At 70.6% G+C, this 26,704-nt stretch carries 21 protein-coding genes; 3 read left to right on the top strand and 18 right to left on the bottom strand.

The features are described from left to right. Nucleotides 1-12 precede the first annotated feature (12 nt). Nucleotides 13-1,389: a pitrilysin family protein gene (locus EDD93_RS23105; RefSeq protein ID WP_185092410.1), complete on the bottom strand. Its 1,377-nt coding sequence runs from the start codon at nucleotides 1,387-1,389 to the stop codon at nucleotides 13-15. 271 nt (nucleotides 1,390-1,660) lie between these two features. On the opposite strand from EDD93_RS23105, the gene EDD93_RS23100 reads away from it, so the two are divergent. Continuing rightward, nucleotides 1,661-4,111, top strand: a complete 2,451-nt coding sequence (locus EDD93_RS23100; RefSeq protein WP_123526968.1) for a DNA topoisomerase (ATP-hydrolyzing) subunit A — start codon at nucleotides 1,661-1,663, stop codon at nucleotides 4,109-4,111. Between the two features lie 45 nt (nucleotides 4,112-4,156). On the opposite strand, the gene EDD93_RS23095 is transcribed toward EDD93_RS23100, so the two are convergent. Both EDD93_RS23095 and EDD93_RS23090 read right to left on the bottom strand, forming a co-directional pair. Further along, the gene (locus EDD93_RS23095) at nucleotides 4,157-5,242 is read right to left on the bottom strand and encodes a GTP-binding protein (RefSeq protein ID WP_123526967.1); all 1,086 of its coding nucleotides are present in this window, start codon (nucleotides 5,240-5,242) and stop codon (nucleotides 4,157-4,159) included. Nucleotides 5,243-5,260: 18 nt separating this feature from the next. Next, nucleotides 5,261-6,421, bottom strand: a complete 1,161-nt coding sequence (locus tag EDD93_RS23090; protein WP_123526966.1) for a citrate synthase/methylcitrate synthase — start codon at nucleotides 6,419-6,421, stop codon at nucleotides 5,261-5,263. A 112-nt stretch (nucleotides 6,422-6,533) separates the two neighbouring features. Here EDD93_RS23090 and EDD93_RS23085 point away from each other — a divergent pair, with 112 nt between their 5' ends. Continuing rightward, entirely contained in the window at nucleotides 6,534-7,847 is a 1,314-nt protein-coding gene (locus EDD93_RS23085) for a citrate synthase (RefSeq protein WP_123527931.1), read from the top strand. Nucleotides 7,848-7,876: 29 nt separating this feature from the next. Here the strand turns inward: EDD93_RS23085 and EDD93_RS23080 are convergent, their stop codons facing one another. From EDD93_RS23080 to EDD93_RS23050, 7 genes are all read right to left on the bottom strand, one after another. Further along, nucleotides 7,877-8,896, bottom strand: a complete 1,020-nt coding sequence (locus tag EDD93_RS23080; protein WP_123526965.1) for a LacI family DNA-binding transcriptional regulator — start codon at nucleotides 8,894-8,896, stop codon at nucleotides 7,877-7,879. Nucleotides 8,897-9,203: 307 nt separating this feature from the next. Next, a complete protein-coding gene (locus tag EDD93_RS23075; protein ID WP_123526964.1) occupies nucleotides 9,204-10,796 on the bottom strand; it encodes a cation acetate symporter in 1,593 nt (530 codons plus the stop codon). Continuing rightward, nucleotides 10,793-11,269 carry a DUF485 domain-containing protein gene (locus EDD93_RS23070; protein ID WP_123526963.1) on the bottom strand — a complete coding sequence of 159 codons (477 nt, stop codon included), beginning with the start codon at nucleotides 11,267-11,269 and terminating at the stop codon, nucleotides 10,793-10,795. Before EDD93_RS23070 ends, EDD93_RS23075 begins: the two co-directional genes overlap by 4 nt. Before the next feature lie 98 nt (nucleotides 11,270-11,367). Continuing rightward, nucleotides 11,368-12,045 carry a response regulator transcription factor gene (locus EDD93_RS23065; protein ID WP_123526962.1) on the bottom strand — a complete coding sequence of 226 codons (678 nt, stop codon included), beginning with the start codon at nucleotides 12,043-12,045 and terminating at the stop codon, nucleotides 11,368-11,370. Continuing rightward, nucleotides 12,042-13,205: a sensor histidine kinase gene (locus EDD93_RS23060; protein ID WP_123526961.1), complete on the bottom strand. Its 1,164-nt coding sequence runs from the start codon at nucleotides 13,203-13,205 to the stop codon at nucleotides 12,042-12,044. Before EDD93_RS23060 ends, EDD93_RS23065 begins: the two co-directional genes overlap by 4 nt. After that, nucleotides 13,202-13,720 carry a CcdC protein domain-containing protein gene (locus EDD93_RS23055; RefSeq protein ID WP_123526960.1) on the bottom strand — a complete coding sequence of 173 codons (519 nt, stop codon included), beginning with the start codon at nucleotides 13,718-13,720 and terminating at the stop codon, nucleotides 13,202-13,204. Before EDD93_RS23055 ends, EDD93_RS23060 begins: the two co-directional genes overlap by 4 nt. Before the next feature lie 164 nt (nucleotides 13,721-13,884). Continuing rightward, complete coding sequence (locus tag EDD93_RS23050; RefSeq protein WP_123526959.1) at nucleotides 13,885-16,005, bottom strand: type IIA DNA topoisomerase subunit B; 2,121 nt, start codon at nucleotides 16,003-16,005, stop codon at nucleotides 13,885-13,887. Nucleotides 16,006-16,443: 438 nt separating this feature from the next. On the opposite strand from EDD93_RS23050, the gene EDD93_RS23045 reads away from it, so the two are divergent. Further along, nucleotides 16,444-16,677, top strand: a complete 234-nt coding sequence (locus tag EDD93_RS23045; protein WP_024489001.1) for a hypothetical protein — start codon at nucleotides 16,444-16,446, stop codon at nucleotides 16,675-16,677. Nucleotides 16,678-16,780: 103 nt separating this feature from the next. Here EDD93_RS23045 and EDD93_RS23040 read toward each other — a convergent pair whose 3' ends face one another. From EDD93_RS23040 to EDD93_RS23005, 8 genes are all read right to left on the bottom strand, one after another. Continuing rightward, entirely contained in the window at nucleotides 16,781-17,611 is an 831-nt protein-coding gene (locus EDD93_RS23040) for a trypsin-like serine protease (protein WP_123526958.1), read from the bottom strand. Between the two features lie 130 nt (nucleotides 17,612-17,741). After that, a complete protein-coding gene (locus EDD93_RS23035) occupies nucleotides 17,742-19,289 on the bottom strand; it encodes an RNA polymerase sigma factor (RefSeq protein WP_123527930.1) in 1,548 nt (515 codons plus the stop codon). A 322-nt stretch (nucleotides 19,290-19,611) separates the two neighbouring features. Further along, complete coding sequence (locus EDD93_RS23030; protein ID WP_311318336.1) at nucleotides 19,612-20,493, bottom strand: FadR/GntR family transcriptional regulator; 882 nt, start codon at nucleotides 20,491-20,493, stop codon at nucleotides 19,612-19,614. Nucleotides 20,494-20,674: 181 nt separating this feature from the next. Next, a complete protein-coding gene (locus EDD93_RS23025) occupies nucleotides 20,675-22,534 on the bottom strand; it encodes an ATP-binding cassette domain-containing protein (protein WP_123526956.1) in 1,860 nt (619 codons plus the stop codon). Between the two features lie 212 nt (nucleotides 22,535-22,746). Continuing rightward, on the bottom strand, nucleotides 22,747-23,511 hold the full coding sequence (locus tag EDD93_RS23020; RefSeq protein ID WP_123526955.1) for an NUDIX domain-containing protein: 765 nt from the start codon (nucleotides 23,509-23,511) through the stop codon (nucleotides 22,747-22,749). 153 nt (nucleotides 23,512-23,664) lie between these two features. After that, nucleotides 23,665-24,975: a DUF4192 domain-containing protein gene (locus EDD93_RS23015; RefSeq protein ID WP_123526954.1), complete on the bottom strand. Its 1,311-nt coding sequence runs from the start codon at nucleotides 24,973-24,975 to the stop codon at nucleotides 23,665-23,667. 336 nt (nucleotides 24,976-25,311) lie between these two features. After that, entirely contained in the window at nucleotides 25,312-26,133 is an 822-nt protein-coding gene (locus EDD93_RS23010) for a hypothetical protein (RefSeq protein ID WP_123526953.1), read from the bottom strand. Further along, the gene (locus EDD93_RS23005; protein WP_123527929.1) at nucleotides 26,130-26,483 is read right to left on the bottom strand and encodes a PadR family transcriptional regulator; all 354 of its coding nucleotides are present in this window, start codon (nucleotides 26,481-26,483) and stop codon (nucleotides 26,130-26,132) included. The genes EDD93_RS23010 and EDD93_RS23005 overlap by 4 nt, the downstream gene beginning before the upstream one ends. Nucleotides 26,484-26,704 lie beyond the last annotated feature (221 nt).

The following is a 26,704-nucleotide window of genomic DNA, read 5'->3' as shown; positions in this document are numbered from 1 at the left end:
CGGCAGTGTCGCTCACTTGTCCGCCCCTTCGTGCGCGTCGGTGTCGGTGGCGGCGTCCGTCCCCGCCTCTTCTGCGGGCTCCGCAGACTCGACGGGCTCGTAGACCAGCACCGCCCGGTTGTCGGGCCGCAGCTGGGCCCTGGCGGCCGCCCGGACCTCCTCGGCGGTGACGTCGAGCACCCGGTGCACGGCGGTCAGGGCGAGCTGCGGGTCACCGAACAGCACGGCGAACCGGCACAGTTCGTCGGCGCGGCCCGCGACCGTACCGAGCCGGTCCAGCCACTCGCGCTCCAACTGTGCCTGGGCGCGCTCCATCTCCTCGGGCGAGGGGCCCTCCTCGGCGAACCGGGCGAGCTCCTCGTCGACCGCGGTCTCGATCCGCGCCACCTCGACGCCGCCGGACGTCTTGACGTCCAGCCAGCCGAGCGAGGGCGCGCCGGCCAGCCGCAGCAGCCCGAATCCGGCCGCGACGGCCGTCCGGTCGCGGCGGACCAGCCGGTTGTGCAGCCGGGACGACTCGCCGCCGCCCAGCACGGTCAGCGCGAGATCCGCCGCGTCGCACTCGCGGGTGCCGTCGTGCGGGAGCCGGTAGGCGGCCATCAGCGCACGCGCCGGGACCTCCTCGCGGACCTCCTCGCGCAGCTCACCGCCGATCACCTCGGGCAGCGTGCCGTCCCGCGGCGGCTGCTTGCCGTCGTGCGACGGAATGGTGCCGAAGTACTTCTCGATCCAGGCGAGGGTCTGCTCGGGGTCGATGTCACCGACGACCGAGAGCACCGCGTTGTTGGGCGCGTAGTTCGTACGGAAGAAGGCCCGCGCGTCGTCGAGGGTCGCCGCGTCCAGGTCCGCCATCGACCCGATCGGGGTGTGGTGGTACGGGTGGCCCTCCGGGTAGGCGAGGGCGGTCAGCTTCTCGAAGGCGGTGCCGTACGGGACGTTGTCGTAGCGCTGGCGGCGCTCGTTCTTGACGACGTCGCGCTGGTTCTCCATGGACTCCTCGTCGAGCGCGGCGAGCAGCGAGCCCATCCGGTCGGCCTCGAGCCACAGGGCCAGCTCCAGCTGGTGCGTGGGCATCGTCTCGAAGTAGTTGGTCCGCTCGAAGCTGGTGGTGCCGTTGAGCGAGCCGCCGGCGCCCTGCACCAGCTCGAAGTGGCCGTTCCCCTTGACCTGGCCCGAGCCCTGGAACATCAGGTGCTCGAAGAGGTGAGCCAGACCGGTGCGTCCCTTGACCTCGTGGCGCGAGCCGACGTCGTACCAGAGGCACACCGCGGCGACCGGGGTCAGATGGTCCTCGGAGAGCACCACGCGCAGGCCGTTGGCCAGACGGTGCTCGGTCGCTGTCAAGCCGCCGGAGCCGGCCTGGGCTGTGGCCGTGTGACCCATGGGCATGTACGTCCCTTCGATCGCGATACTGGATGTGATGCGAGACCTGCCACTGTAAGCAAGCGCACCGACGCCTGGCGAAGTTCCCGTGCCGCGCAAGTCATCGGAAAAGATGGTCCCCGCCCCCTCGGGGCGGGCCCCGAACCCTCCTCGGAACGGGTCGGGAACCGCCTTTGGGACGGGTCGAGGTCGGAGTTGTCAGTGCGGCGGTCCACAATGGTCCGCGTCAGAACCTGAGGTTGCCCGAACTTGAATCCGTGAAGGAGTCGCAGCCGCGATGGCCCGCCGCAGCACGAAGACCCCGCCGCCGGACGACTTCGAGGAGAAGATCCTCGACATCGACGTCGTCGACGAAATGCAGGGCTCCTTCCTTGAGTACGCGTACTCGGTGATCTACTCACGGGCCCTGCCGGACGCCCGTGACGGCTTGAAGCCGGTGCACCGACGCATCGTGTACCAGATGAACGAGATGGGCCTGCGTCCGGACCGCGGCTATGTGAAGTGCGCCCGTGTCGTCGGCGAGGTCATGGGTAAGCTGCACCCGCACGGCGACGCGTCGATCTACGACGCGCTGGTGCGGATGGCACAGCCGTTCTCCATGCGGCTCCCCCTCGTCGACGGGCACGGGAACTTCGGCTCGCTCGGCAACGACGACCCGCCGGCCGCCATGCGGTACACCGAGTGCCGGATGGCCGACGCGACGTCGTTGATGACGGAGTCGATCGACGAGGAGACCGTCGCTTTCCAGTCGAATTACGACGGCCAGGAGCAGGAGCCGGTGGTCCTCCCGGCCGCCTATCCGAACCTCCTGGTCAACGGCACGACCGGGATCGCCGTCGGCATGGCGACCAATATGCCGCCGCACAACCTGGGCGAGGTCATCGCCGCCGCCCGCCACCTGATCAAGCATCCGGGCGCGGACCTGGACACCCTGATGCGGTTCGTCCCCGGTCCCGACCTGCCGACCGGTGGCCGGATCGTGGGACTCGGCGGCATCAAGGACGCCTACGCCAAGGGGCGCGGCTCGTTCAAGATCCGCGCCACCGTCGCCGTGGAGAACGTCACGGCACGCCGCAAGGGCCTGGTCGTCACCGAACTGCCCTTCAGCGTCGGTCCGGAGAAGGTGATCGCCAAGATCAAGGACCTGGTCTCGGCGAAGAAGCTCCAGGGCATCGCGGACGTCAAGGACCTCACCGACCGCGCGCACGGACTGCGCCTGGTCATCGAGGTCAAGAACGGCTTCGTGCCCGAGGCCGTACTGGAACAGCTCTACAAGCTGACGCCGATGGAGGAGTCCTTCGGCATCAACAACGTGGCGCTGGTCGACGGACAGCCGCTCACCCTGGGCCTCAAGGAGCTTCTGGAGGTCTACCTCGACCACCGCTTCGACGTGGTGCGCCGGCGCAGCGAGTTCCGCCGGACCAAGCGCCGCAACCGGCTGCACCTGGTCGAGGGCCTCCTCGTCGCGCTGATCGACATCGACGAGGTCATCCGGCTCATCCGGTCCAGCGACAACTCGGCGCAGGCCAAGGACCGGCTCATCGAGCACTTCTCGCTGAGCGAGGTCCAGACGCAGTACATCCTGGACACCCCGCTGCGCCGGCTCACCCGGTTCGACCGGGTCGAGCTGGAGAGCGAGCAGGACCGGCTCAACACCGAGATCGACGAGCTGACCGCGATCCTCGAATCGGACACCGAGCTGCGCAAGCTGGTCTCCACGGAACTGGCCGCGGTCGCCAAGAAGTTCGGCACCGACCGGCGTACGGTGCTGCTGGAGTCGGCCGGTTCGCAGATCGCCGCGGTGCCGCTGGAGGTCGCGGACGACCCGTGCCGGGTGCTGCTGTCCTCGACCGGTCTGCTGGCCCGTACGGCCAACGGCGAGCCGATCGTCTTCGACGAGGGTGCCAAGCGCGCCAAGCACGACGTGATCGTGTCGGCCGTGCCGGCCACGGCACGCGGCGATGTCGGCGTGGTGACGTCGACGGGACGGCTGCTGCGGCTCGCGGTGATCGATCTGCCGCAGCTGCCTGACACCCACGCGGCGCCCAACCTCTCGGGCGGGGCCATGGTCGCGGAGTTCCTGACTCTGGACGCGGACGAGGAGGTCGTCTGCCTCACCACCCTCGACGAGTCCTCGCCGGGGCTGGCGATCGGCACCGTGCAGGGCGTCGTGAAGCGCGTGGTGCCCGACTATCCGGCCAACAAGGACGAGCTGGAGGTCATCGCCCTCAAGGACGGTGACCGGATCGCCGGCGCGATGGAACTGCGCACCGGCGAGGAGGACCTGGTCTTCATCACCTCGGACGCCCAGCTGCTGCGCTATCCGGCGGCGCAGGTGCGCCCGCAGGGACGTCCGGCCGGCGGGATGGCGGGCGTGAAGCTCACGGACGGCGCGGAGGTGCTCTCCTTCGCCGCGGTGGATCCGGCCTCGGACGCCATGGTGTTCACCGTCGCCGGTTCGCACGGCACGCTCGACGACTCCGCGCTGACCTGCAAGTTCACCCCGTTCGACCAGTACCCGCGCAAGGGCCGGGCCACCGGTGGGGTGCGCTGTCAGCGGTTCCTCAAGGGCGAGGACGTGCTGACGTTCGCCTGGGCGGGCCCGGTTCCCGCCCGCGCCGCGCAGAAGAACGGCACACCCGCCACGCTGCCCGAGCCCGACCCCCGGCGCGACGGTTCGGGGACGCCGCTGGAGTCCCCGGTCGCGGTGATCGCCGGCCCCGTGTAGGCCCGGCCCGGCGACGACGCGTAGGGCCTGTCTGGCGGACAGGCCCTACGCGTCGTCGCCGGGCTGTTGCACGTACCGCAGGACGCCCCACATGGACCGCTCGTGTGCGGCGTCCTGTGCCTCCCCCGATGTGCGACAGTCCTCCAGTTCCTTGCGCAGGGCGCGGGCGTCGATCCCGGAGCCGATCAGCACGAGCCGGGTCAGCCGGGGTCCGCGGCGGGCCCAGGGCTGCGGGGCGAACCGCAGGAACCTGCCGACGGCGTGCAGCGCGTAGGCGTTGTCACGGTCGCCCGCGCCGAAGTCGACGTACCCCTTGATCCGGTAGAGGCCCTCCGGCCGGGAGTCCAGGAAGGCCATCAGCCGGCGGGGGTCCATGGGCACGTCGGAGGTGAAGTCGACACTCTCGTACGCCGCGTGCAGATGGTCCCCGTGCTCCTCGTCCGACTCCGCCGCCCGCTCCTCCAGGTACAGGTCCTCGAAGGTCAGCTGACGCGCCTTCTCCTCGCTGTCCGGCCGCAGCGCGGGGTCGAAGAGCAGTTCGGGGTCGATGCGTCCGTAGCAGGCGGGGACAAGGGCCGCCGTGCTGCCGCCGGCCGCGACGGCCTCCCGCACGCGCTGCCGGTCGGCCTCCCCGGCCCGGTCCGTCTTGTTCAGCACGACGAGGTCCGCGACGGCGAGATGGCGGTCGATCTCCGGATGGCGTTCCCGGGTGGCGGCGAACTCCGCGGCGTCGACCACCTCGACCAGTCCCCCGTACACGATGTGCGGGTTGTCGCTGGCCAGCAGCATCCGTACGAGCTCCTGGGGTTCGGCGAGGCCGCTCGCCTCGATGACGATCACATCGAGGCGGGCGGCGGGCCTGGTCAGGGTCTCCAGGTAGGTGTCGAGTTCGCTCGCGTCGACCGCGCAGCACAGGCAGCCGCCGCCGAGCGAGACGGTCGAGCCGACCTGTCCGGACACGGTCATGGCGTCGATCTCGATGGACCCGAAGTCGTTGACGATCACGCCGATCCGGTTTCCGGCGCGATGGCGCAGCAGGTGGTTGAGCAGCGTCGTCTTGCCGGATCCCAGGAATCCGGCGAGGACGATGACCGGGATCTGCCGGCTGCGGGGCGGTGACGACGGGTTCAACGGAGCCTTCCGGGGATGTCAGGCGGCCGGGACCGGCTGCGGCGGGGGCGGGCCGACGTAGCGGGCCGCCGGGCGGATGATCTTGGAGTCCTCCGCCTGCTCCAGGATATTGGCGCTCCAGCCGACCACCCGCGCCGAGCAGAACGTCGGCGTGAACATCTCGCGCGGCAGCCCGCACAGCTCCATGACCACTCCGGCGTAGAACTCCACGTTGGTGTGCAGTTCCCGCCCCGGCTTCAGCTCCGCGAGGATGGCTTCGACCTGCCGTTCCACCTCGACCGCGAAGTCGACGAGCGGGCCGCCGAAGCTCTGGGCGATGGAGCGCAGCATGCGCGAGCGGGGGTCCTCGGTGCGGTAGACGGGGTGCCCGAAGCCCATGATCCGGTCACCGGCGAGCACCCGCTCGCGGATCCAGCCGTCGATGCGGTCGGGGGTCCCGATGGCGTCCAGGGTGTCCAGGGCCCGGCTCGGCGCACCGCCGTGCAGCGGTCCGGAGAGCGCGCCGACGGCCGCCACCAGGCAGGCGGCGATATCCGCACCGGTGGAGGCGACGACCCGGCCGGTGAAGGTCGAGGCGTTGAAGCCGTGGTCGACGGTGGAGATCAGATACTGCTCGACGGCCCTGACCCGGGCGTCGTCCGGTACGGAACCGGTGAGCATGTAGAGGTAGTTGGCCGCGTACGGCAGGTCGTCGCGCGGCTCCACCGGCTGGAGGCCCTGGCCGAGCCGGTGGAGGGCGGTGAGCACGGTGGGGACCGCGGCGCACGCGGCCAGCGCGTCCGCACGGCGCCGGTCCGCGTCGATGTCGTACACCGGGCGGAAGCCGGCCGAGGCGCCCAGGAGCGAGAGCGCGGTGCGGAGTCCGGCGAGCGGTCCGGACACGGCGCCGGCGCGCGCTATGCCGGGCAGGGCGTCGCGTACCTCCGCGGGCAGCCGGCGCAGTGCGGCGGTGCGGGTGGCGAAGCCGGCGCGGGCGGCCGGGCCGGGCAGCTCGCCCTCGGTCATCAGGTACCAGACGTCCTCGAAGCTGCGGTTCTGCGCCAGCTCGATCGCCGAGTACTGCCGGTAGTGGTAGAAGCCCTCGCGGCCCCGGACATCGCCGAGGGCCGTGTCGGTGACGACGACACCCGCCAGGCCTCGAGGGACGTCGAGCGGGGCTGAGCCGGTCATGGTCGTCATTGCTTCCTCCAGGGACATTCCGATGCTGCGACTCTTGACATTGATTCGACTGTCCATGCTTGACTCGATATCTGTCAATGTTGATTGAATCAATATGGATACGGTGAGCACCATGACGGATCAAGCGGGCGAGGGCGACGGTTCGGGGCGCACGGCGCATCGACTCACCACTCGGGAGACGGCCGAGCGCCTGGGCGTGAAGCCGGAGACGGTGTACGCGTACGTGAGCCGGGGCCAGCTGAGCAGCAACCGTGCGCCCGGCGGCCGGGGCAGCACGTTCGACGCGGCGGAGGTCGACGCCCTGGCGCGGCGCACGGGACGCAGGGAAATGGCCTCCCCCGCAGGCGAGTTCGCCTTCCGGACCGGCATCACGCTCATCGAGGGCGACCGCTACTGCTTCCGGGGCGTGGACGCCACGGAGCTGGCCCGGCGTCATACCTACGAGGAGATCGCCGAGTGGCTCTGGACCGGTGAGCTGCGGACGGGCGCGCGCTTCACGGCCCCGACCGAGGCGCTGGCCGCGGCGCGCCGGGCGGTCGGCGCGCTGCCGGCGCACAGCGGCTCGACGGACCGGCTGCGGGTGGCGGTCGTCGCGGCGGCCGCGGCGGATCCCCTGCGTTTCGACCTGTCTCGCGAGGCGGTGCTGGGTGGCGCGCGGAGCCTGATCCCGACCCTGGTGGGCGCGCTGCCGACGGCAGGCGGCTCGCGGGACGGCGGCGGCCAGGGCGGGGACGCGGGCGCGTCGGCCGCTTCCGGGCTGGCGCGTCAACTGTGGCCGAGACTCACCGCGCGACCGGCCGACGAGGCGTCACTCGAGGTGCTGGACACCGCACTCGGGCTGCTGATCGACCACGACCTGGCCGCGTCCACCCTGGCGGCCCGGGTCGCGGCCTCGGCCAGGGCCCACCCGTACGCGGTGGTATCGGCGGGGCTCGGGGTCCTGGAGGGGCCGCTGCACGGCGCGGCCAGCGGACTGGCGCACCGGATGCTGGCCGAGGCCCTGGAGCGGGGCGGCGCCGCTCCGGTGGTCACCGACCACCTCCGTACCGGCCGCCGGGTACCGGGGCTGGGGCACCGGCTCTACACCGGCGAGGACCCACGGGCCACCTCGCTGTTCGCCCTGCTCGCGGAGATCCCTCGGGCGGCGCCGGCGCTGGCCGCGGCCCGTGACGTGGTCACCACGGCCGCGCGCCACGCCCCGCTGCACGCGAATGTCGACATGGCGCTCGCGGTGCTGTCCGTCTCCTCGGGCATGGCCGCGGAGGCGGGCGAGACGGTGTTCGCGATCTCCCGCACGGCGGGGTGGATCGCGCACGCCCTGGAGGAGTACGGGGAGCGACCGCTGCGGATGCGCCCCATCGGCCAGTACACCGGACCGCGGCCGCCGCGGCCGCTGCCCGATGCCACGGAGTCACCTTCGCAATAGACCGTTCACCGGGCGCAAATTCCCGACGGTCAGCGGGAAGCGTTGCGCGGGGGCTGCGCCGTGGAGCCGCGCACCACCAGCTCGGGCTCGAAGAGCAGCTCGTCGGACGGCACGGCACGTCCTCCGATCTGCACGGAGAGCAGCTCGACCGCCGCCCGCCCCATGGCCTCGATCGGCTGGCGCACCGTGGTCAGCGGCGGCTCGGTGCAGTTCATGAACGCCGAGTCGTCGTACCCGACGACGGAGACGTCGGCGGGCACCGAGAGGCCGCGGCGGCGTGCCGCGCGCACCGCTCCCAGGGCCAGGACGTCACTGGCGCAGATGAACCCGGTGACCCCTTCGTCGAGCAGTCGCATGGCGGCCGCCTGCCCGCCCTCCAGCGAGTACATCGCCCTGGCGACCCACTTGTCCGGCATGGCCGTACCGGATTCCTCGGCGAGCACCCGGGCCGCGGCCAGCTTGCGCTGCGAGGGCACGTGGTCCGAGGGGCCGAGCACCAGACCGATGCGCTCGTGGCCGAGCGACACCAGGTGGCGCCAGGCCTGTTCCACGGCCACGGTGTCGTCGCAGGAGATGCCCGGGAAGTCGAGGTGGTCGATGGCCGCGTTGATGAGGACGACGGGGATCTTCCGGTCGGCCAGCACCTTGTAGTGGTCGTGCGGGGCGTCGGTCTGGGCGTAGAGCCCACCGGCGAAGACGACGCCCGAGACCTGCTGCTGGAGGAGCAGTTCGACGTACTCCGCCTCGGAGACGCCGCCCTTGGTCTGGGTGCACAGGACGGGCGTGAGGCCCTGCTGGGCGAGCGCGCTCCCGACCACCTCGGCGAAGGCGGGGAAGATCGGGTTCTGCAGCTCGGGCAGGACCAGCCCGACCAGCCGGGCCCGCTCGCCGCGCAACTGCGTCGGCCGCTCGTACCCGAGCACGTCCAGCGCGGACAGGACGGCCTGTCGCGTGGCATCGGAGACTCCTGGCTTGCCGTTGAGCACCCGGCTGACCGTGGCCTCGCTGACTCCAACCTTCTGTGCCACCTGAGCAAGTCGTCGCGTCATGTGTGCAAGATTAGCGCAAGAAGCGCAAGCGGATTGCGTGGAGTGGGAAACGAGACAATCTCGCGAAACCCCGGAATGCCGTGCACCATTTCCACGCCGGGCGTGCTATTCGCGCACTGCCGGAACGCCGTGCCCCCTCGGCGGTACCGGCGGTGCTTCCCGCAGGTACAGCTCATGCGGACCGACCATCGCCGACGGCGCCACCGTACTCGTCGCCAGTCTCATTCCGGGACCCCTCGACACGCAACTCGCCACACTGCTCCTGGTTGTGCGGGCGCGCTCCCGCTGCACCTGAGCGAGTCGGGGTTCAGACTGCGCCGGCGCCGGTCAGTGCGCGGACCTCCGTCTCGGCGTGCTTGGCCGCGTCCGGCGGCTCCTGCGAGGTGACCGTGCCGAGCCAGCCGGCCAGGAAGCCCAGCGGGATGGAGACGAGGCCGGGGTTCTCCAGCGGGAAGAGCTGGAAGTCCGCACCGGGGAAGAGCGAGGTGGCGCTGCCCGAGACGACCGGGGAGAACACGACGAGCAGCACGGCGGGGATCAGCCCTCCGTAGACCGACCAGACCGCGCCGCGCGTGGTGAAGTTCCGCCAGAACAGCGAGTAGAGCAGCACGGGCAGATTCGCGGACGCGGCGACCGCGAAGGCCAGGCCGACCAGGAATGCCACGTTGAGGTCCTGGGCGAGCAGGCCCAGCCCGATGGCGGCCACCCCGATCCCCGCGGCGGCGACCCGGGCCACGGCCACCTCGCTGCGCTGCCTGGAACCCGGGCGGCGCAGGGAGGCGTAGAGGTCGTGGGCCACGGAGGCCGAGGAGGCCAGCGTGATTCCGGCGACGACCGCGAGGATGGTCGCGAAGGCCACGGCGGCGACCACGGCGAACAGGATCGTTCCCCCGGTGGATCCCTCACCGCCGCCGAGCACCAGTGCGAGCAGGGGAACAGCGGTGTTGCCGGCGGGATTCGAGGCCCGGACGTCCGCCGTGCCGACCAGCGCCGCCGCCCCGAATCCGAGCACGATCGTCATCAGGTAGAAGCTGCCGATGAGGCCGATGGACCAGACGACCGAGCGGCGGGCCGCACGGGCGGTCGGCACGGTGTAGAACCGCGACAGGATGTGCGGCAGTCCGGCCGTGCCGAGCACGAGTGCCAGGCCGAGACTGATGAAGTCGACGCGTGCCGTCCAGCTGCCGCCGTACCGGAGGCCTGGCGAGAGGAACTTCTTCCCGTTCCCGCTGCGGTCGGCGGCGGAGTTGAGCAACTCGTTGATGTTGCCGTGGAAGTGGACCAGTACGAGCACGGTGAGCACGATCGTGCCCGCCATCAGCAGGACGGCCTTCACGATCTGGATCCAGGTGGTGGCGCGCATGCCGCCGAGCGACACGTAGATCACCATGAGCGCGCCGACGCCGATGACGGTCCAGGACCGGGCGGCACCGCTCGTGCCGCCGAGGAGCAGGGCCACCAGGCTGCCCGCGCCCACCATCTGCGCCACGAGGTACAGCACGGAGACCGTGACGGAGGACGTGCCCGCCGCGATCCGGACCGGACGCTCCGCCATCCGCGCCGCCACCACGTCGGCCAGGGTGAACCGGCCGCAGTTGCGGACGAGTTCCGCGACGAGCAGCAGCACGACGAGCCAGGCCACCAGGAAGCCGACCGAGTAGAGCATGCCGTCGTAGCCGAAGAGGGCGATCAGGCCGGAGATGCCGAGGAAGGACGCGGCCGACATGTAGTCGCCCGCGATGGCGAAACCGTTCTCCATGGGCGAGAAGAGCCGGCCGCCGGCGTAGAACTCCTCGGCCGAACCGTGCCGGTTGCGGCTCACCCAGGTGGTGATGCCGAGCGTCACGGCGATGAAGACGCTGAACAGCACGAGCGCCAGGGTCTGGTGATTGCCGCTCAACGCCCGGCCCCCCGGGTCATCTCCTGCGTCTCCCAGCGCAGATCGAGCGCTGCCCGGTCCCTGCGCAGCCGCGCGTGCCGTGCGTACGCGCCGGTGAGCAGGAACGTCGTGAGGAACTGCCCGAGTCCCGCGACCATCGCGACGTTGACGGCCCCGGCCACCGGTCTGGCCATCAGGCCGGGCGCGGTGACCGCCATGACCACGTAGGCGAGGTACCAGACGAAGAACGCGAGGGTGGCGGGCACGATGAAGCGCCGGTACCGGCGTCGCACCTCCTGGAAGGCCTCGCTCCGCTGTACCTCCAGATAGATGTCCGCCGCACTGTGGCCGCGCTGCGGCACCACGGGGTCGGGCGCTCCGGCAGGCGCGAAGCTTCCCGTACCGTCCAGTTCCCCCCAGCCGGAGGCCAGCGCGTCGTACCACGGGTCGTCCAGCCGCGTCGCTGCGGACTCGCGCCCTGCTTCCTTCTCCACCGAACAACTCCCCTTGTCCACGGACCACTTCGGCCGCGTACCCAAGAATGGGCAGATCGGGAAGATCCCGGGCACTTCATTCGCGAGACTTCACCTCTTCAGGTGAAGGATGTGCCGGGCGGCCGTGCGAGCCCTCGAACGTACGCATAGCGGACCGCCTGGGCCCGGTCGCGGAGCCCCGCCTTGGCGAACAGATTGTTGATGTGGCTCTTCACGGTGGCCTGCGAAATGTGCAGGCTGCGGGCGATCTCCGCGTTGGACATCCCCTCGGCGATCAGGACGAGCACCTCCGCCTCACGGGGGGTCATCCCGTCGGGAAGCTCCGGCTCGCCGCCCCCGGCCGGTGGCAGCGGCCCCGTGGTGACCTGCTCCAGCAGGCGGCGCTGCACGGCCGGCGAGAGCCCGGCCTCGCCCGAGAGGACCGCCTCGATGGCCCGCACGATCTCGTCGCCGCCGGCGTCCTTGGTGAGATAGCCGCGGGCGCCCGCCCGGAGTGCGGGGAAGAGCGAGTCGTCCTCGGCGAAGGTCGTCAGCACCACGACCTGGGTGGCGGGATAGTCCTTGCGGATCCGGCGCGTTGCCTCCACACCGTCGCACCGGGGCATTCTCAGGTCCATCAGGACCACGTCCGGCGCATGCTCGGCGACCAGGGCGACGGCCTCCTCGCCGTCCCTCGCCGAACCGATCACCTCGATCCCGGGGAGCAGGCCCAGCAGCATGACGATTCCCTCACGCACGACCGACTGGTCGTCGGCCACCACCACCCGCGCGCTCACGCGGGCACTCGCAGACTCACCACGAACCCCTCCTCGCCGGGACCGGCCTCCAGCGTGCCGCCGAGCAGTTCGGCACGCTCGCGCATTCCCAGCAGACCGTATCCGGAGCCACTGACAGCGAGGCCGGCCTCAGGACTTCTCCCGCCCCGGTCGCTGACCTCCAGCGCGATCCCGTCCGGCAGGTACTGCAGGCGGATGCGCACCCTGGCCCCCGGCGCGTGCTTGCGCACGTTGGTCAGCGCCTCCTGTACGACGCGCCGGACCGCCTGCGAGGCCTCGGCGGTCAGCGTCCGGCGCTCCCCCTCCACCCTGACCTCGGCCGGCTCGGCGACCACCAGCTGCCGCAGGAAGTCCTCCACCGGCGAGACCTCGCCGCGCAGGGCGGAGAGCGCCTGACGGGTCTCCGCGAGCCCCTCACGGGCCATGGAGCGGGCCGCGACGACCCGCTGCAGGACGTTGTCCCGGAACTCCCCCGCAGGCTCCCTCTCGATCAGCAGCCGCGCCGCCTCCAGGTGGACCAGCTGAGCGGAGAGGCTGTGGGCGAGCACGTCGTGGATCTCCCGGGCGATCCTGGACCGCTCGTCCAGAGCCGCCGTCTCGGCCTCCGCGACCCGAGCGGCCCGCTCCTGCGCGAGAAGCCGCCGCGCGCTGCCCCGGGCCTCGGCGTCCAGGCGCAGCACGTAGCCCGCGAGGCAGAGCCCCGCCGTGGTCACGGCCGTGGACGGCCAGTTGTCGGTGTTCACCACCGCGTACGCGCCGAGCGCCACCGCCGTGGACGGGATTCCCGCCACCAGCGGCAGCCGCTCCAGAGCCGTGACCGCGCAGCCGCACCAGAGCACCACCGCCGGCACGGTGGCGCCGGCCTCCTGTGCCCCGAACGCAGCCAGCATCAGCAGGGCGAGCGCGCCCAGGGAGGGCCGGAGCCGGTTCTCCAGACTCGTCCGGAAGAAGGCCACCGCGAGCACCGCGCAGCCGAGCACCCCGATCAGGCCGACCGCGATCTCCCAGGGCTCGAACAGGCCGCCGGTGAAGGCCCCCCAGAGCATCAGGGTGAGCAGCCCGGCCCGGACGGACCACGCGATGACGCTCCTTGAGCGGGTGCGCTTCTCCCGCGAGAGAGCCTCCCGCGAAGGCCAGCTCGTCCACGATGCGGGTGTCACACACGGTCCTTCCATGCCTGCCGGAACGGCGCGCGGTCAGCGGTCACACCGTACGTCGCCGGTATCCCGGCGGCCCGCCGCACCAGCACCCCGCCGCGCACCAGCAGCGTCACCGCGAGGGCCATCATCAGGGCGGAGCTGCCCTGATGTACGCCCAGGGCCGCCGCCGCCCCGTAGAGGGCCGCCCTCAGCAGCAGGCCCCCGGTCCAGACGTAGACGGTGGCCCTGGTCCCCTTGCTCCAGAGGGAGCCGTCCTCCGCACGCCAGAGCCGGGCCGTCCATCCCCAGGCCGCACCCATGACCAGCCCCACGACGAGCTCGGCCCCCAGGACCAGGACGGAGAGTGTCTCGTGGTGCTGGTCCACGAGTCCGGGCTCGCGCAGCGCCATGACGAACAGGACACCGGGCAGGACCCACCAGCGGCGGTCGCCGGAGATCCGTCGGGCCGAACACTGGCGGACCACTACGAGTGCGATGACCGCGACGATCACCAGGACATTGACGAGCCCGGACATGGGAGCCTCCGAATGGCGGGAAGTTCTACGACTCCGACGCTACGGAAACTGCCAGGTCAGGGGATCGGCCCAGGGGTTGAACGCGGGTGGAGCCGTCGTCTCCACCCAGGGGTGGAGACGACGGCTCCGGTGCCGTGCGGGCCGGTCGTGCGCCGGCCGCGGAATCAGACGTCGATGCGCGAGCGGTCCAGTGTGGCGGCCGAACTGGTGATGAATTCCTTGCGGGGGGCCACCTCGTTGCCCATCAGCAGGTCGAAGACCTGCTCGGACGACTCCAGGTCGCCGATGTTGATCCGCCGCAGGGTGCGGAAGCGCGGGTCCATCGTGGTCTCCGCGAGCTGGTCGGCGTCCATCTCGCCCAGCCCCTTGTAGCGCTGGATCGAGTCCTTGTACCGGACGTTCTTGCGCTGGAGCTCCAGCAGCCGCTGGCGCAGCTCGTTGTCCGAGTACGTGTAGATGTACTTGTCCTGGCCCTTCTTCGGCTGGACGAGCTCGATCCGGTGCAGCGGGGGCACCGCGGCGAAGACCCGCCCCGCCTCGACCATGGGCCGCATGTACCGCTGGAAGAGGGTCAGCAGCAGGATCCGGATGTGGGCGCCGTCCACATCGGCGTCGACCAGCAGGACGATCTTGCCGTAGCGGGCGGCGTCGATGTCGAAGGTCCGCCCCGACCCCGCTCCTATGACCTGGATGATCGCGCCGCACTCGGCGTTCTTCAGCATGTCCGACACGGACGCCTTCTGAACGTTGAGGATCTTGCCGCGGATCGGCAGCAGCGCCTGGAACTCGCTGTTCCGGGCCAGTTTGGCGGTGCCGAGCGCGGAGTCGCCCTCCACGATGAACAGTTCGCTGCGCTCGACGTCGTCACTGCGGCAGTCGGCGAGCTTCGCGGGGAGCGAGGAGGACTCCAGAGCCGTCTTCCGGCGCTGCGCGTCCTTGTGCTGACGGGCCGCGATCCGGGTGCGCGCGGCGGCCACCGCCTTGTCCAGGACCGCCCTGGCCTGGGCCTTCGCATCGCGCTTGGTGGACGTCAGGAAGGCCTTGAGCTCCTTGGTGACCACGTTGGCGACGATCCGGTTGGCCGCGGAGGTCCCGAGCACCTCCTTGGTCTGCCCCTCGAACTGGGGCTCGGCCAGCCGCACGGTCACGACCGCGGTGAGGCCCTCCAGGGCGTCGTCCTTGACGATGTCGTCCTCGGCGACGCGAAGGATCTTCGCCGAACGGAGCACTTCGTTGACCGTCTTGGTCACCGAGCGTTCGAACCCGGTCACGTGGGTGCCGCCCTTGGGGGTGGCGATGATGTTGACGAAGGACTTGAGGGTGGTGTCGTAGCCGGTGCCCCAGCGCATGGCGATGTCGACGACCAGCTCCCGGGTGACCTCGGTGGCCGTCATGTGGCCGCGCTCGTCCAGGACGGGCACGGTCTCCTTGAACGTGCCCTGCCCGGACAGGCGCAGGGTGTCGCAGACGGCCTTGTCCTGGGCGAGGTAGTCGCAGAACTCGCTGATCCCGCCGTCGAAGCGGAACGTCTCCTCGGTCTTGCCCTCCCCGTTCAGACCCCGCTCGTCGCGCACGACGATGCTGAGACCGGGGACGAGGAAGGCGGTCTGGCGGGCCCGCTGGTGGAGCGTGTCCAGATCGAGCTTGGCGTCCTTGAGGAAGATCTGCCGGTCGGCCCAGTACCGCACCCTCGTACCGGTGCGCGCCTTCGGGACCCGCTTGCCCTTGAGCAGCCCGCTGGCCGGGTCGAAGGGGCTGTCCGGCCCCTGCTCGGTGAACATGCCGGGGACCCCGCGGCGGAAGCTGATCGAGTGGGTCGCGCCGTGGAGGTCGACCTCCACGTCGAGCCGGGCGGAGAGGGCGTTCACGACGGAGGCGCCCACGCCGTGGAGACCGCCGGAGGCGGCGTACGCGCCACCGCCGAACTTGCCTCCGGCGTGCAGCTTGGTCATCACGACCTCGACGCCGGACAGGCCGGTCTTGGGCTCCGCGTCTACGGGGATGCCTCGGCCGTTGTCGCGGACCTCGACGGAGTTGTCGTCGTGGAGGATGACCTCGATGTGATCGCAGTAACCGCCGAGAGCCTCGTCGACGGAGTTGTCGATGATCTCCCAGAGGCAGTGCAAGAGGCCGCGGCTGTCGGTGGACCCGATGTACATACCGGGGCGCTTGCGAACCGCTTCGAGCCCCTCGAGTACGAGCAGATGCCGCGCGGTGTAGTTGGAACCGTCTTGGTCTGCTCCGGTCAGCAGCGCAGTGGACGGCACGGACGTATCGGCGGTCACGCGGTTCGCTCCTCGCTGAATTTCATTTGGGGCCCAGTGGGTAACGGGCTCGGCTTCGGTTGCCGCTGAGAGGGTACCGAGGCCTGGTAGAGCGGGTGTAACGCCACCCCAGGAGAACCCTCACAGTAGTCCAGCCTCGCATACACGTTCGATCCCTCGTCTGAGTGACGTGCACATCACGTTCCCTTCCAGGCATGAACCATTTAGGCTCCGGGCACGTCCTCATGAACAAGTCGGCAAGCCAGCCGTCCGGACGGACCCACCAAGACAAGCAACGCGAAACCGTAGCGCCACGCAATACGGCACATTCGCCGCGAACCGGCAACAGACAGCCATCCCGAGAAGAAGTTTCGAAGAAAAGCCACGAGCGGGAACGTTTTCGGCCTGGTTGGATGTTGACCCTGGTACGACAGCTCGTCGAGCTAGAGAAGAGGCGACGTGACTACTGTTCTGACCCCCGCGAGCCCGCTGACCGCAGCAGACCGCTGTGACCGTTGCGGCGCCCAGGCATACCTGCGCGTCGTCCTGATCAGTGGCGGTGAACTGCTCTTCTGCGCCCACCACGGTCGCAAGTTCGAGCCGGAACTCAAGAAGATCGCCGCGGAAATACAGGATGAGACGGATCGGCTGACGGCCGTGCAGGCCCAAGCCGCCGAAGAGGAACAACACTGACACCTCGCATCCACGACGAGCCAGGGGCCGGTCCCGTACCGACCGACGGGCGGCTCCCTCCACAGGAGGGAGCCGCCCGTTCTCGTACTCGGAGCCGCGACGGTCAGACCGCGTCCGCCATCCACCCGATGGCGGCGGAGATCCGCGTATAGACCCCGGGGCTCCCGGCCCGGCCGCAGCCCGCCCCCCAGGAGACCAGCCCCACAAGCCGCCCATGGGCCACCAGAGGCCCTCCGCTGTCGCCCTGGCAGGCGTCGTACCCGCCCTGCGGTTCGCCCGCACAGAGCATCGCTGAGGCCTCGTACGTGCCGCTCCTGCCGCCCGGGTAGGCCTCCTCGCACGAGCTGTCCGGCAGAATGCTCACATTCGCGGACCGGAGTGACGAGGCGTAGTCACCGTTGCCCGTGGTGTCCCCCCACCCGTAGACGACCGCGGCGGTCCCCGCCCGGTAGCCGTCGTCACCGGCTTCGGCCATCGGGATCACGTCCTGCTCGGGCAGCGCCTCGGCGAGGGTCAGCACCGCGACGTCCCCGCTGTTGGTGGTGGCGTCGAACCCGGGGTTGACCCACGTACCGCTCACCGCGATCTCCTTGCCGCCGGAACCGTTCAGCTCGTCCCGTCCGGAAATGATCCGCAGATCGCTCACCTGGCTGACATCGCTCCCGAGCGCCTCACTGCTGAGGCAGTGCGCGGCCGTCAGCACCTTCTTCGGCCCCACTGCCACGGCGCCGCAGAACTGGCCGGCGCGGGCATCCCCGAACCGGCTGCGGCTGGAGAGCGCCACCACCCACGGACTGTCCTTGACATGAGCGGGCTGCCCCCCGATGACGATGCTGTCCGCGACTGCCGAGGCGGGGGCGGCGAGCGGTATCACGGCCGCGGCAGCGGTGAGGGCGAGCGCCCCCGTCATGGTGCGGACGACGGTACGGGACATACGTACTCCTGACTCTGTGATGGACCATGCCTACCCAGAGTCATTCCGCCGACGCCGATCCGCACCCCCACATAGGCCGAGGGCCCGCGTCCCTCTGGGATGCGGGCCCTCGTTCCGGATACTCCCCGACCTAGTCGAGGTAGTCGCGCAGCACCTGCGAACGCGACGGGTGACGCAGCTTCGACATGGTCTTCGACTCGATCTGCCGGATGCGCTCACGCGTCACCCCGTAGACCTTGCCGATCTCGTCCAGCGTCTTGGGCTGTCCGTCGGTGAGACCGAAGCGCATGGAGACCACACCGGCCTCACGCTCGGACAGGGTGTCGAGCACCGAGTGCAGCTGCTCCTGGAGGAGCGTGAAGCTGACCGCGTCGGCCGGGACGACCGCCTCGGAGTCCTCGATGAGGTCACCGAACTCGCTGTCCCCGTCCTCACCCAGCGGGGTGTGGAGGGAGATCGGCTCGCGGCCGTACTTCTGGACCTCGATGACCTTCTCGGGGGTCATGTCGAGTTCCTTGGCCAGCTCCTCCGGGGTGGGCTCGCGGCCCAGGTCCTGGAGCATCTGACGCTGCACGCGGGCGAGCTTGTTGATGACCTCGACCATGTGCACCGGGATACGGATGGTGCGGGCCTGGTCGGCCATGGCGCGGGTGATCGCCTGACGGATCCACCAGGTGGCGTACGTGGAGAACTTGTAGCCCTTGGTGTAGTCGAACTTCTCGACCGCGCGGATCAGACCGAGGTTCCCCTCCTGGATCAGGTCCAGGAAGAGCATGCCGCGGCCGGTGTACCGCTTGGCCAGCGAGACCACGAGACGGAGGTTGGCCTCCAGCAGGTGGTTCTTGGCGCGGCGGCCGTCCTCCGCGATGATCTCCAGCTCGCGCTTGAGCTTCGGCGCGAGCTTGTCGGAGTTCGCCAGCTTGTCCTCGGCGAACAGGCCCGCCTCGATGCGCTTGGCGAGCTCGACCTCCTGCTCGGCGTTGAGGAGCGGGACCTTGCCGATCTGCTTCAGGTAGTCCTTGACCGGGTCGGCCGTGGCGCCGGCGACGGCGACCTGCTGCGCAGGTGCGTCGTCCTCGTCGTCGTCGGAGAGGACGAAGCCCTTGTTCTCGCCCTCGCCCTCCTCTTCCTCACCCTTGCCGGCCTTGACTTCCTCGGCTGCGTCGTCGCCGTCGAGGGCTTCGTCGTCCTGCTTGCCGGCCTTCTTGGCCGCGGTCTTCTTGGCCGCGGTCTTCTTCACGGCGGTCTTCTTGGCAGCCGTCTTCTTGGCTGCCGCCTTCTTCGCGGGGGCGGCCGCGGTGGCGTCATCGGCCACCACGTCCACGGTCTCGGCGGACGGGGCGGCGGTGGCCGCGACGGTACGCGTCACGGTGGTCTTGGCCGCGACAGTCTTGGTGGCGGTGCGCTTGACCGGGCTCTTGGCTGCGACGCTCTTGCGGGCGCGCTTGGACGGCTCCGCGGCACTGACCATCAGCGTCACACCCTCTTCCTCGAGGATCTGGTTGAGGCTGCGCAGAACGTTCTTCCACTGGGTTGGCGGAATCTGGTCAGCCTCGAAGGCCCGACGCACGTCATCGCCGGCGATCTGCCCATCAGCCTTTCCCCGCTCGATGAGCGCCATCACAGATTCGGACTCGGCGATCTCCGGCGGGAGCGTACGGGATGTGCTGGCCGACACGAACAACCTCTCGGAACGATGGAAACGGCTTCCGGCCCGGCCCCGGAGAGGGCTGAACCGACGACCGTCGGCTGGGAATGTGCCGACGGCGCGGGCTATGCCTCAGAACTGCACAGCGCACTGAATGGCTGCTGTATTCCTTCCGCGGCGGTCACCTCTTAAGTCATCGCGCTGTTTCGAGGAGTGTTACGCCCAATCCGCGTGGCCCGAGTCACACCCCAATTCCGACGAACGCGACCATGAGGGGCATCCCCTCACAATTATGCCGCCGGACCGCGGAGGCCCGGCGGCACACGGCCGGTACACCCGCCAAGTGCAGTGCTCAGTGCTCGCGCTCGCGCGGGGCCGGCACCACCGGTTCGGCCGACTCGGACTCCAGCGGGACCGTGAGCAGCTGGCGCATGGCCGATTCGGCGCCCGCGGAGTCGCCGGACGCGAGGGCCTCGACGATCCGCGCGTGATGGCCGAGCGATCCCTCGTTCGGACGGTCGCAACCGGTCACCGGGCCACCCGAGACATGCAGGGCGGCGGAGACGATCCCGGAGAGGTGCTCAAGCATGCGGTTGCCCGCGGCCTGGATCAGAAGGGCATGGAACTCCGCGTCGGCGCGGGCGCAGGTGATCACGTCCCCCTGTCCGAGCGCGTGCCCCATGATCTCGACCATGTCGGCAAGGCGCTGCTGAAGGTCATCCCGGCCGTGGCCCGCGGCGAGGCTGGCGGCGAGGGGTTCGATCGTCCACCGGAGCTCATTGAGCTCGCGACGCTGGTCGTCGCGCTGCGGGCCGAAGGCGCGCCATTCGATGATGTCGGGGTCGAGCAGATTCCAGTCACTGACAGGCCTGACCCTGGTACCCACATTGGGCCGGGCGCTCACCAGCCCCTTCGCCTCCAGCACGCGCAGCGACTCCCGCACGACGGTGCGGGAGACCTCGAAACGCTGGCCGATCTCCTCCGGCACCAGAGGGCGGTCCGCGCCCAGGTCCCCGGAAACGATCATCTGTCCCAGCTGCTGGACAAGTTGGCCGTGGAGGCCTCGGCCACGGCTGGCCGATCCCCGCCGGCCCACCCTGCCCAGCTCATTGTCGGTACCGCCCCAGGAACGAATGGCGGCACGCTCGCCGGCCGGCGTCTCCGCGTAGGGGTATCGGTCGAGTTCGCCCGAGCCGGCGAGGCCGGAGTCGGCAGTGCGGGCGGCGGTCATCATGGTGTGCGCAAGGGTACTCACGCATCCTTTGTCGGCGCGGCTCAGCCACCCCTTGAGGTCTTTGGTGAAAAGCACACGAAAGGGTGATCGGCACCCGCTTCTCAATTGACGCCTTATCGGCTCAAAACGGGCATTTCAACTGGAGTTGTGAGACTTTTGGCGTTCCGGCGCCACCCCGTGATCACCAACGCACCCTGCCGCGAACGCTGGTGAACAGATACGCGCAGATGAGGACTGACAACGACAGGGCCAATGCGGTTCCCACCGGATGCGCCGCGACCCGCATCGCGGCCAGTACCCACCGGTCCGTCTCGTGCGGCCACTGCGGCCAGACCAGTTCCCGCAGCCGCCCCGGAAGTCCGGTCGTCGAACGCGCGGTCGGCGCCTTCGGCATCCTCTGGACGAGCGGAACCATCAGCACCGGAACGGCGAGCACCGCGGCCACGCCTGCCGCGGTCACCCGGAACACCCCGGCGGCCAGCAGCCCGGCCCAGGCGCAGCCGATGGTCAGGCCCGACCAACTCACGGCGAGCGACATCACATTCGGCGGAATCCGGAGCAAGTCGCCGCCGTACACGAGGCGAAGAGATGCCGCGGAGGCCAGTACGACGAGCAGGGCGAGCAGCACGGCGACACCTGCGGACACCGCCAGCTTGGCGAGGAGCAGCCCGAGGCGGCGGGGCACGGTTCCGCGTCCGGCGGCGAGCGCGGGATAGCGGAACTCGTCGCCGAAGGACAGCGCCCCCAGCAGACCCGCACAGATCGCGGCGGGCGGCAGCGGGAGCAGGGAGGGCCAGGCGGCAAGCACGTTGGGCAGCGGCGTACGGCCGTCGCGGGCGAGCAGTACGGAGATCCCGGCCGATGCGATCAGGGCGACGGCCATGATCAGGGTCGTGGTCCTGACCCCGAAGAGACGGCGCAGTTCGTAACGCACCGGGCGCAGCGGACCACGGGCGGGCCGCCGCTTGATCGGCGGCGGAAGGCCCGGCCCGGCGGGGGCTGCGGGGTGCGCGAGGTGTGCGACGGGGTGCGCGGTGGGGGCGGCGGCTTTCTCGGTGGGGGTAGTGGGTTGCGCGGTGGGGGCGGTCTCCGTGCCGCCTCGCCCGGTCGTGCCGTGGGCCGGGCGAGGCGGAGCCGTGTGGCCTGCGGCCGGGCCGGTGTCCCCGGTCTCGTCGGCGAGCTGGTGAACGGGAAGCCCGTGCCGGAACGCCGTGTCACCGATCTCCGCGCAACTGCTGCCGTAGACGGAGAGCCGGCTGCTGCTCGCCTCGGTGATGACCTCGACGGAGCGCCGGGCCGCCCGTGCCTCCCGGCTCACGATCGCGGCAAGGCGGGCGGCGTGCGGGGAACGGACCGCGACGCGGGGACGGAGCCGGGTGCGTGCGAACTCCGCGACATCCTGGTCGGCGACGAGCCGCCCGGCGTCGATGGACACCACATGCCCGGCCACCTGCCCCGCCGACCTCGCGGCCTCCTTGGCGTCGCTGGTGGTGTAGAGCACTGTGCCACCCCTGGCGGCATGGGCCCGCAGCAGCCCGTGCAGCCAGTCGGCCTCCCGCGCGTCGAGGCCCTCCGTGGGTTCGTCGAGGATGAGCGTGTGCGGGTCGCCGAGCAGCGCGGAGGCGAGGGCCAGCCTCCGGTCCATGCCCGGGGAGAGCGACGCGATGCGCTGGTCACCGAGCCCGGCCAGGCCGACGGTGTCGAGCAGTTCGTCGGCCCTGGACGCCGGGACGCCCGCCGCGGCGCACAGCATGCGGAGCTGCCCCCGGGCGGTGCGGACCGGGTGGCCCGGCACGTCTCCGAGGACCACTCCCACCTCACGGGCAGGGTGTGCGACGCGGTGCAGGGCTCTGCCGCGGAAGTAGGTGATCCCCCGGCCCGGGTCGAGTTCGAGCATCAGCCGCAGGGCCGAGGTCTTGCCGGAACCCCGCGCGCCCAGGAGGGCGGTGACGCAGCCGGAGCCGGCCTCGAACGTGAGGTCGTCCACGGCGGGCGGTAGTCCGCGGTGGCGGGCGCTGGTGAGTCCGATGGCCTGGAGCATCGCTTCTCTCGCACGAGGTGAGACCGCTCGACGGCAGTGGGTACCGCAGAAAGATAACCCGACATATAGGACTTTTTGCGGAATGCGGTATCCACGGCGTTCCGGCCCTGCCTGCGCGCGTCCGGAGGCAGCTGCCGCACCCCTGTCCCGATCCCGGATTCAGGCACGCACGCTTGTACGGCACCGGCGCGGACGAGCCCGACGCCGCGGGATCAGACCTCGGGACGGAGCATCGGCGGGTTGAGTACGGTGGCCGCGCCCGACCGGAAGAGCTGCGCCGGACGTCCGCCCTGCCTGGTGGTCGTGCCGCCGGAGGGCACCAGGAAGCCGGGGGTGCCCGTCACCTTGCGGTGGAAGTTCCTCGGGTCGAGCACGACGCCCCAGACCGCTTCGTACACCCGGCGCAGCTCGCCGACCGTGAACTCCGGCGGGCAGAAGGCAGTGGCCAGCGAGGAGTACTCGATCTTGGAGCGGGCCCGCTCCACCCCGTCGGCCAGGATCCGCGCGTGATCGAAGGCCAACGGCGCCGGGTGCTCGCCGTCGCGGCCGAATCCGCCCTCGGGCCCGAGCAGGTCCCCGACGGGTGCCCAGCGCGCACTGTTCGCGTCCCCGCCCGCCCGGGGGGCCGGCAGGTCAGGTGCCAGCGCGAGATGGGCGACGCTGACGACCCTCATCCGCGGGTCGCGCCCGGGGTCCCCGTAGGTGGCGAGCTGTTCGAGATGGGCACCGTTCCCGACGGCCGGAACCGCAGCGTCGTGTGCGCAGAGCCCGGTCTCCTCGACGAGCTCACGCGCCGCGGCGGCGCCCAGGTCCTCATCGGCTCTGACGAAGCCGCCGGGCAGCGCCCACCTGCCCTGGAACGGCGACTCACCTCGTCGCACCACCAGCGCGCAGAGCGCGTGACGGCGCACTGTGAGCACGACCAGGTCGACTGTGACGGCGAAGGGCGGGAAGGTCGACGGGTCGTAGGGCGGCATGTCGTGATCATAGTCGTCTGCCTGACGATAAACACTCCCTTCGTCGCGCTCTTCATCCGTCCCGACACCGGCTCGCAGCGCCCCGGCCGCACGCCGCCCCGCGCTCCCCCGCGCCTCGGGGCCCAGGGGCCGGGGCCCTTACCGCGCCTGCCGTCATCGGCGGGTCCTGGCCCCCCGACGGCCGAGCGTCCGGGGCTGGCGGCCCTGTCCGGCGCGGCGCCGGCCGGTCGCTCCGGGCCGGGCGGGCCCCTGCCGCGTCCCGCGCTGCCCGGCCGCCTGAGCGCGTACGGGACGGGCCCCCGCGACCCGTCCCGTGCGGTGGTGGCCCCGCCGTACCGTCCGCGTGGCGCGTTCGCCGCGCAGGCAGCGCCGCAGCGTCTCCGGGTCGAGGCCCTGGTTGCAGGCCTCGTGCAGCAGCTGGGCGAAGGTGTACCCGGGGTCCAGCCGCAGAGCGAGGCCGAGCGCGACCCGCGCGGCCGGCTCGTCACCGGTGGACCACGCGACCCAGCCCGCCAGGGTCAGCGGAGCCGCCGCGTGCTCCACGTACGGCGCGACACAACGGCGGGCCAGCGCTCGCCACAGCCTCAGCGCCGACTCCGCCTCGGGGCCTTCCATCCATTCCGCGGCCCTGTCACGGACCTCCCGGTCCTGGAGGCCGAGAATCACCGCGGCGGCCTCCTCATGGCTGATCAGCCGGTCGTCGTTGAGGTCGGACAGCGAGGGCATCGCCGCAGGCGTCGCCCCGAGGCGCTTCATGAGCTCCCGGGCGAGCTTCAAGGTGGATCCGCCGAGCTCCTTGCGGCCTTCCTCGTCGAGCAGCTTCGGCAGCAGCACGGCCCCCACCCGGTCGAGCGCCTGCTGCTGTTCCCTGCCCGCCGCGGCCGCCAGGGGCGCCAGCCTCGCCTCCATCTCACGCAGCGAACCACGCACTTGAATGCCCGCGTACGCAGCTGCCGCCGCCATGACCGAGGTGCCTGGCACGGCCAGCGGAGTGCCGTCGACCGGACAGCACCGGGCGTCGGGGCAGCAATAGGACCAGTAGCGGTCGCCGGAGATGCAGAGCGCCTCGAGCACCGGCACATCCAGTGCGCCACAGGCCGTGCGCAGTCGCTGGGCGAAGGGCCGCAGCCGCTCCATGATCTGGTTGCCGGTCTCTGCGCCGGCAGGATCCTGGCAGAGGAAGATGACGATCGCGTCGGGCCGGTCGCCACGCCGCTCGCTCCCCTTGATCAGACACTCCGCGAGTTGCTCGGCAACCGATGGCCACTCCTGCGCGGACTGCGGAATGCCGAGCCTGAGCCGCCCGCCGAAGCGCCCCCGGCCGCCGTGCAGAGCGACCATGACCACGCTGTCGTTCGGATGGAATCCCATGAGATACGGGAGTGCGTCGGCCAGCTCGGCCGGGCCTCGCAGGGTGATCTGCTGCTCGTCGGACGGGCCGGTGGATTCGTGGTGCTTGTTCATGCGATGACGGTCTCGTGCCGGGCAAGAATCCGCGACCCCCTGTGGATAAGTTATCCACAGGGGCCGTACGGCCGTTCGCGGTTTGTCGTACCCATCGGGTTGCATGGGTTCATGACCAACGCAGACCGTGCAGAGTGCGGGGGCTTCGGCCGCCTCCGTGTGCGAGGCCTGAGGACCGGTGGCGGGCCCGAGCCGAGCGGGCCGGATTGGTGCAGGGCCCGCGCCGGCTTCGCACGATCAACCCGGCCGGAGTGCATATCGCAGGCCACCCGGCCGGAGTGCATATCGCAGGCCTCTCCCCCGTGGTCGGCTCCGTGACCGAACGAGACGGCCGCTCTAGGTAGCGACAGGAACCCGCCCTCGGGACAGGCGGCCGGCTCCCCAGGCGATGGTGAGGGCTGTGATGACGATGGCACCACCGATCGGTGAGCCCGCAGCTGACGTGGCCCATGGGGCCCCGGCCACCAGGATCGCGAGGATGTGTCGGGGGCGGGCGTCCGGGGCCGCTGTGCGGATGGCGATCAGCAGCATGACGGGACCGAGTTGCTGGATCGCCCCGAGAAAGAAGTGCCGGTCGTCCGAAAGCGCCGCACAGAGGGAAGGCAACCAGGTAATGACGGCGTAGGCCACAGCCGGACGGCGGTCATCTCTGCCTGGCACGGTCCCCGCAGGCATCACCGCCACGAGGGCCAACAGCGGGATGAGCCAGGCGGATCCCTGGGCTCCTGCAATCAGCGCCGTGAGGGAAAGCGCCGCCAGTGCCCGGGACATCGTCCAACGCCCCAGGCAGGCAACCGCGCCGGCTGCCAGCACGGTCATGCAGACCGCTGCGCCAAGGGCGTCCAAACCGGCCGGGCTCCCGCCACGCATTGCGTCCGCCACGGCGGTGGTCAGCCCGGCGGCAGCGATCGACCCGGCAGCCGCCAGGGCGTACGGGGCCGTGACCACCAGGAAGCGGCCGGCCCGGTGGCTGGAGCCGGTATGGGTTCTCACGCGCAACGCATGTGCCGCGATGTCCAGTTGCTCCAGACGTACGGCAGTCGCTGAGGCGCCCTCCACGGCATCCCGGTGCATCTGCAGGATCTCGGGGCCATGCCTTGCCCGGTATCGGCGAGGGTAGAGCGACAGGACACGGGAGGAGTGCCGGGCGTCGGTCATGCGGGGGCTCCGGTCGGTTCGATGGTGGCTTGCTTGAAGCGTCGGGGGGCTTCGCGGGCGGTGGCATCGATACGCCGAACCTCCGCGGCGAGGGCGTCTCGGCCGGTGCGCGTGAGCGTGTACGTGCGCCGGAGCCTCCCCGCGATCCGCTCCTCCGAGAAGACCTCAATCACGCCTTCCCCCTGGAGGCGCTCGAGGGACCCGTAGAGCGTCCCGGTGCGCAGCCGCACGCGGCCCTGAGAAATCGTCAGCACTTCCTGAGCCAGCGCGTAGCCGTGTCGGGGCGTGCCGGCCAGAGCGGTGAGTATGAGCAGGGTCGGTTCCCGCACGGTTGTGCTGCGATCAACCATGCGAGCGACCATAGTACGTTCACCGGACTATTGAAAAGCGGCTGACCAGCACCGTCTCCCTCCGAACAGTCCGCACCGCACGACGATCCAAACAGTGGACAGCGACCTGGCGTCGACGAGCTCGCTTCATCCACCCCGGTCGACGCCACCGACGTCACCACGGCACACCGGCCTTCGACGCCACCCCTCCACGGTCGCCGGGCTATGCGGACTTCGACGAC

The sequence above is a fragment of the Streptomyces sp. 840.1 genome (genome assembly GCF_003751445.1).
Classification (GTDB): Bacteria; Actinomycetota; Actinomycetes; order Streptomycetales; family Streptomycetaceae; genus Streptomyces.
This window is presented reverse-complemented; position numbering and strand designations above follow the sequence as displayed.

Excerpts from the sequence above, each read along its gene's own strand:
- EDD93_RS23015 (WP_123526954.1), bottom strand. The coding sequence starts at position 24,975 with ATGAACAAGCACCACGAATCCACCGGCCCGTCCGACGAGCAGCAGATC.
- EDD93_RS23085 (WP_123527931.1), top strand. The coding sequence starts at position 6,534 with ATGACGGATCAAGCGGGCGAGGGCGACGGTTCGGGGCGCACGGCGCAT.
- EDD93_RS23005 (WP_123527929.1), bottom strand. The coding sequence starts at position 26,483 with ATGGTTGATCGCAGCACAACCGTGCGGGAACCGACCCTGCTCATACTC.
- EDD93_RS23080 (WP_123526965.1), bottom strand. The coding sequence starts at position 8,896 with ATGACGCGACGACTTGCTCAGGTGGCACAGAAGGTTGGAGTCAGCGAG.
- EDD93_RS23010 (WP_123526953.1), bottom strand. The coding sequence starts at position 26,133 with ATGACCGACGCCCGGCACTCCTCCCGTGTCCTGTCGCTCTACCCTCGC.
- EDD93_RS23055 (WP_123526960.1), bottom strand. The coding sequence starts at position 13,720 with ATGTCCGGGCTCGTCAATGTCCTGGTGATCGTCGCGGTCATCGCACTC.
- EDD93_RS23025 (WP_123526956.1), bottom strand. The coding sequence starts at position 22,534 with ATGCTCCAGGCCATCGGACTCACCAGCGCCCGCCACCGCGGACTACCG.
- EDD93_RS23090 (WP_123526966.1), bottom strand. The coding sequence starts at position 6,421 with ATGACGACCATGACCGGCTCAGCCCCGCTCGACGTCCCTCGAGGCCTG.
- EDD93_RS23020 (WP_123526955.1), bottom strand. The coding sequence starts at position 23,511 with ATGCCGCCCTACGACCCGTCGACCTTCCCGCCCTTCGCCGTCACAGTC.
- EDD93_RS23040 (WP_123526958.1), bottom strand. The coding sequence starts at position 17,611 with ATGTCCCGTACCGTCGTCCGCACCATGACGGGGGCGCTCGCCCTCACC.
- EDD93_RS23105 (WP_185092410.1), bottom strand. The coding sequence starts at position 1,389 with ATGCCCATGGGTCACACGGCCACAGCCCAGGCCGGCTCCGGCGGCTTG.
- EDD93_RS23030 (WP_311318336.1), bottom strand. The coding sequence starts at position 20,493 with ATGATGACCGCCGCCCGCACTGCCGACTCCGGCCTCGCCGGCTCGGGC.
- EDD93_RS23100 (WP_123526968.1), top strand. The coding sequence starts at position 1,661 with ATGGCCCGCCGCAGCACGAAGACCCCGCCGCCGGACGACTTCGAGGAG.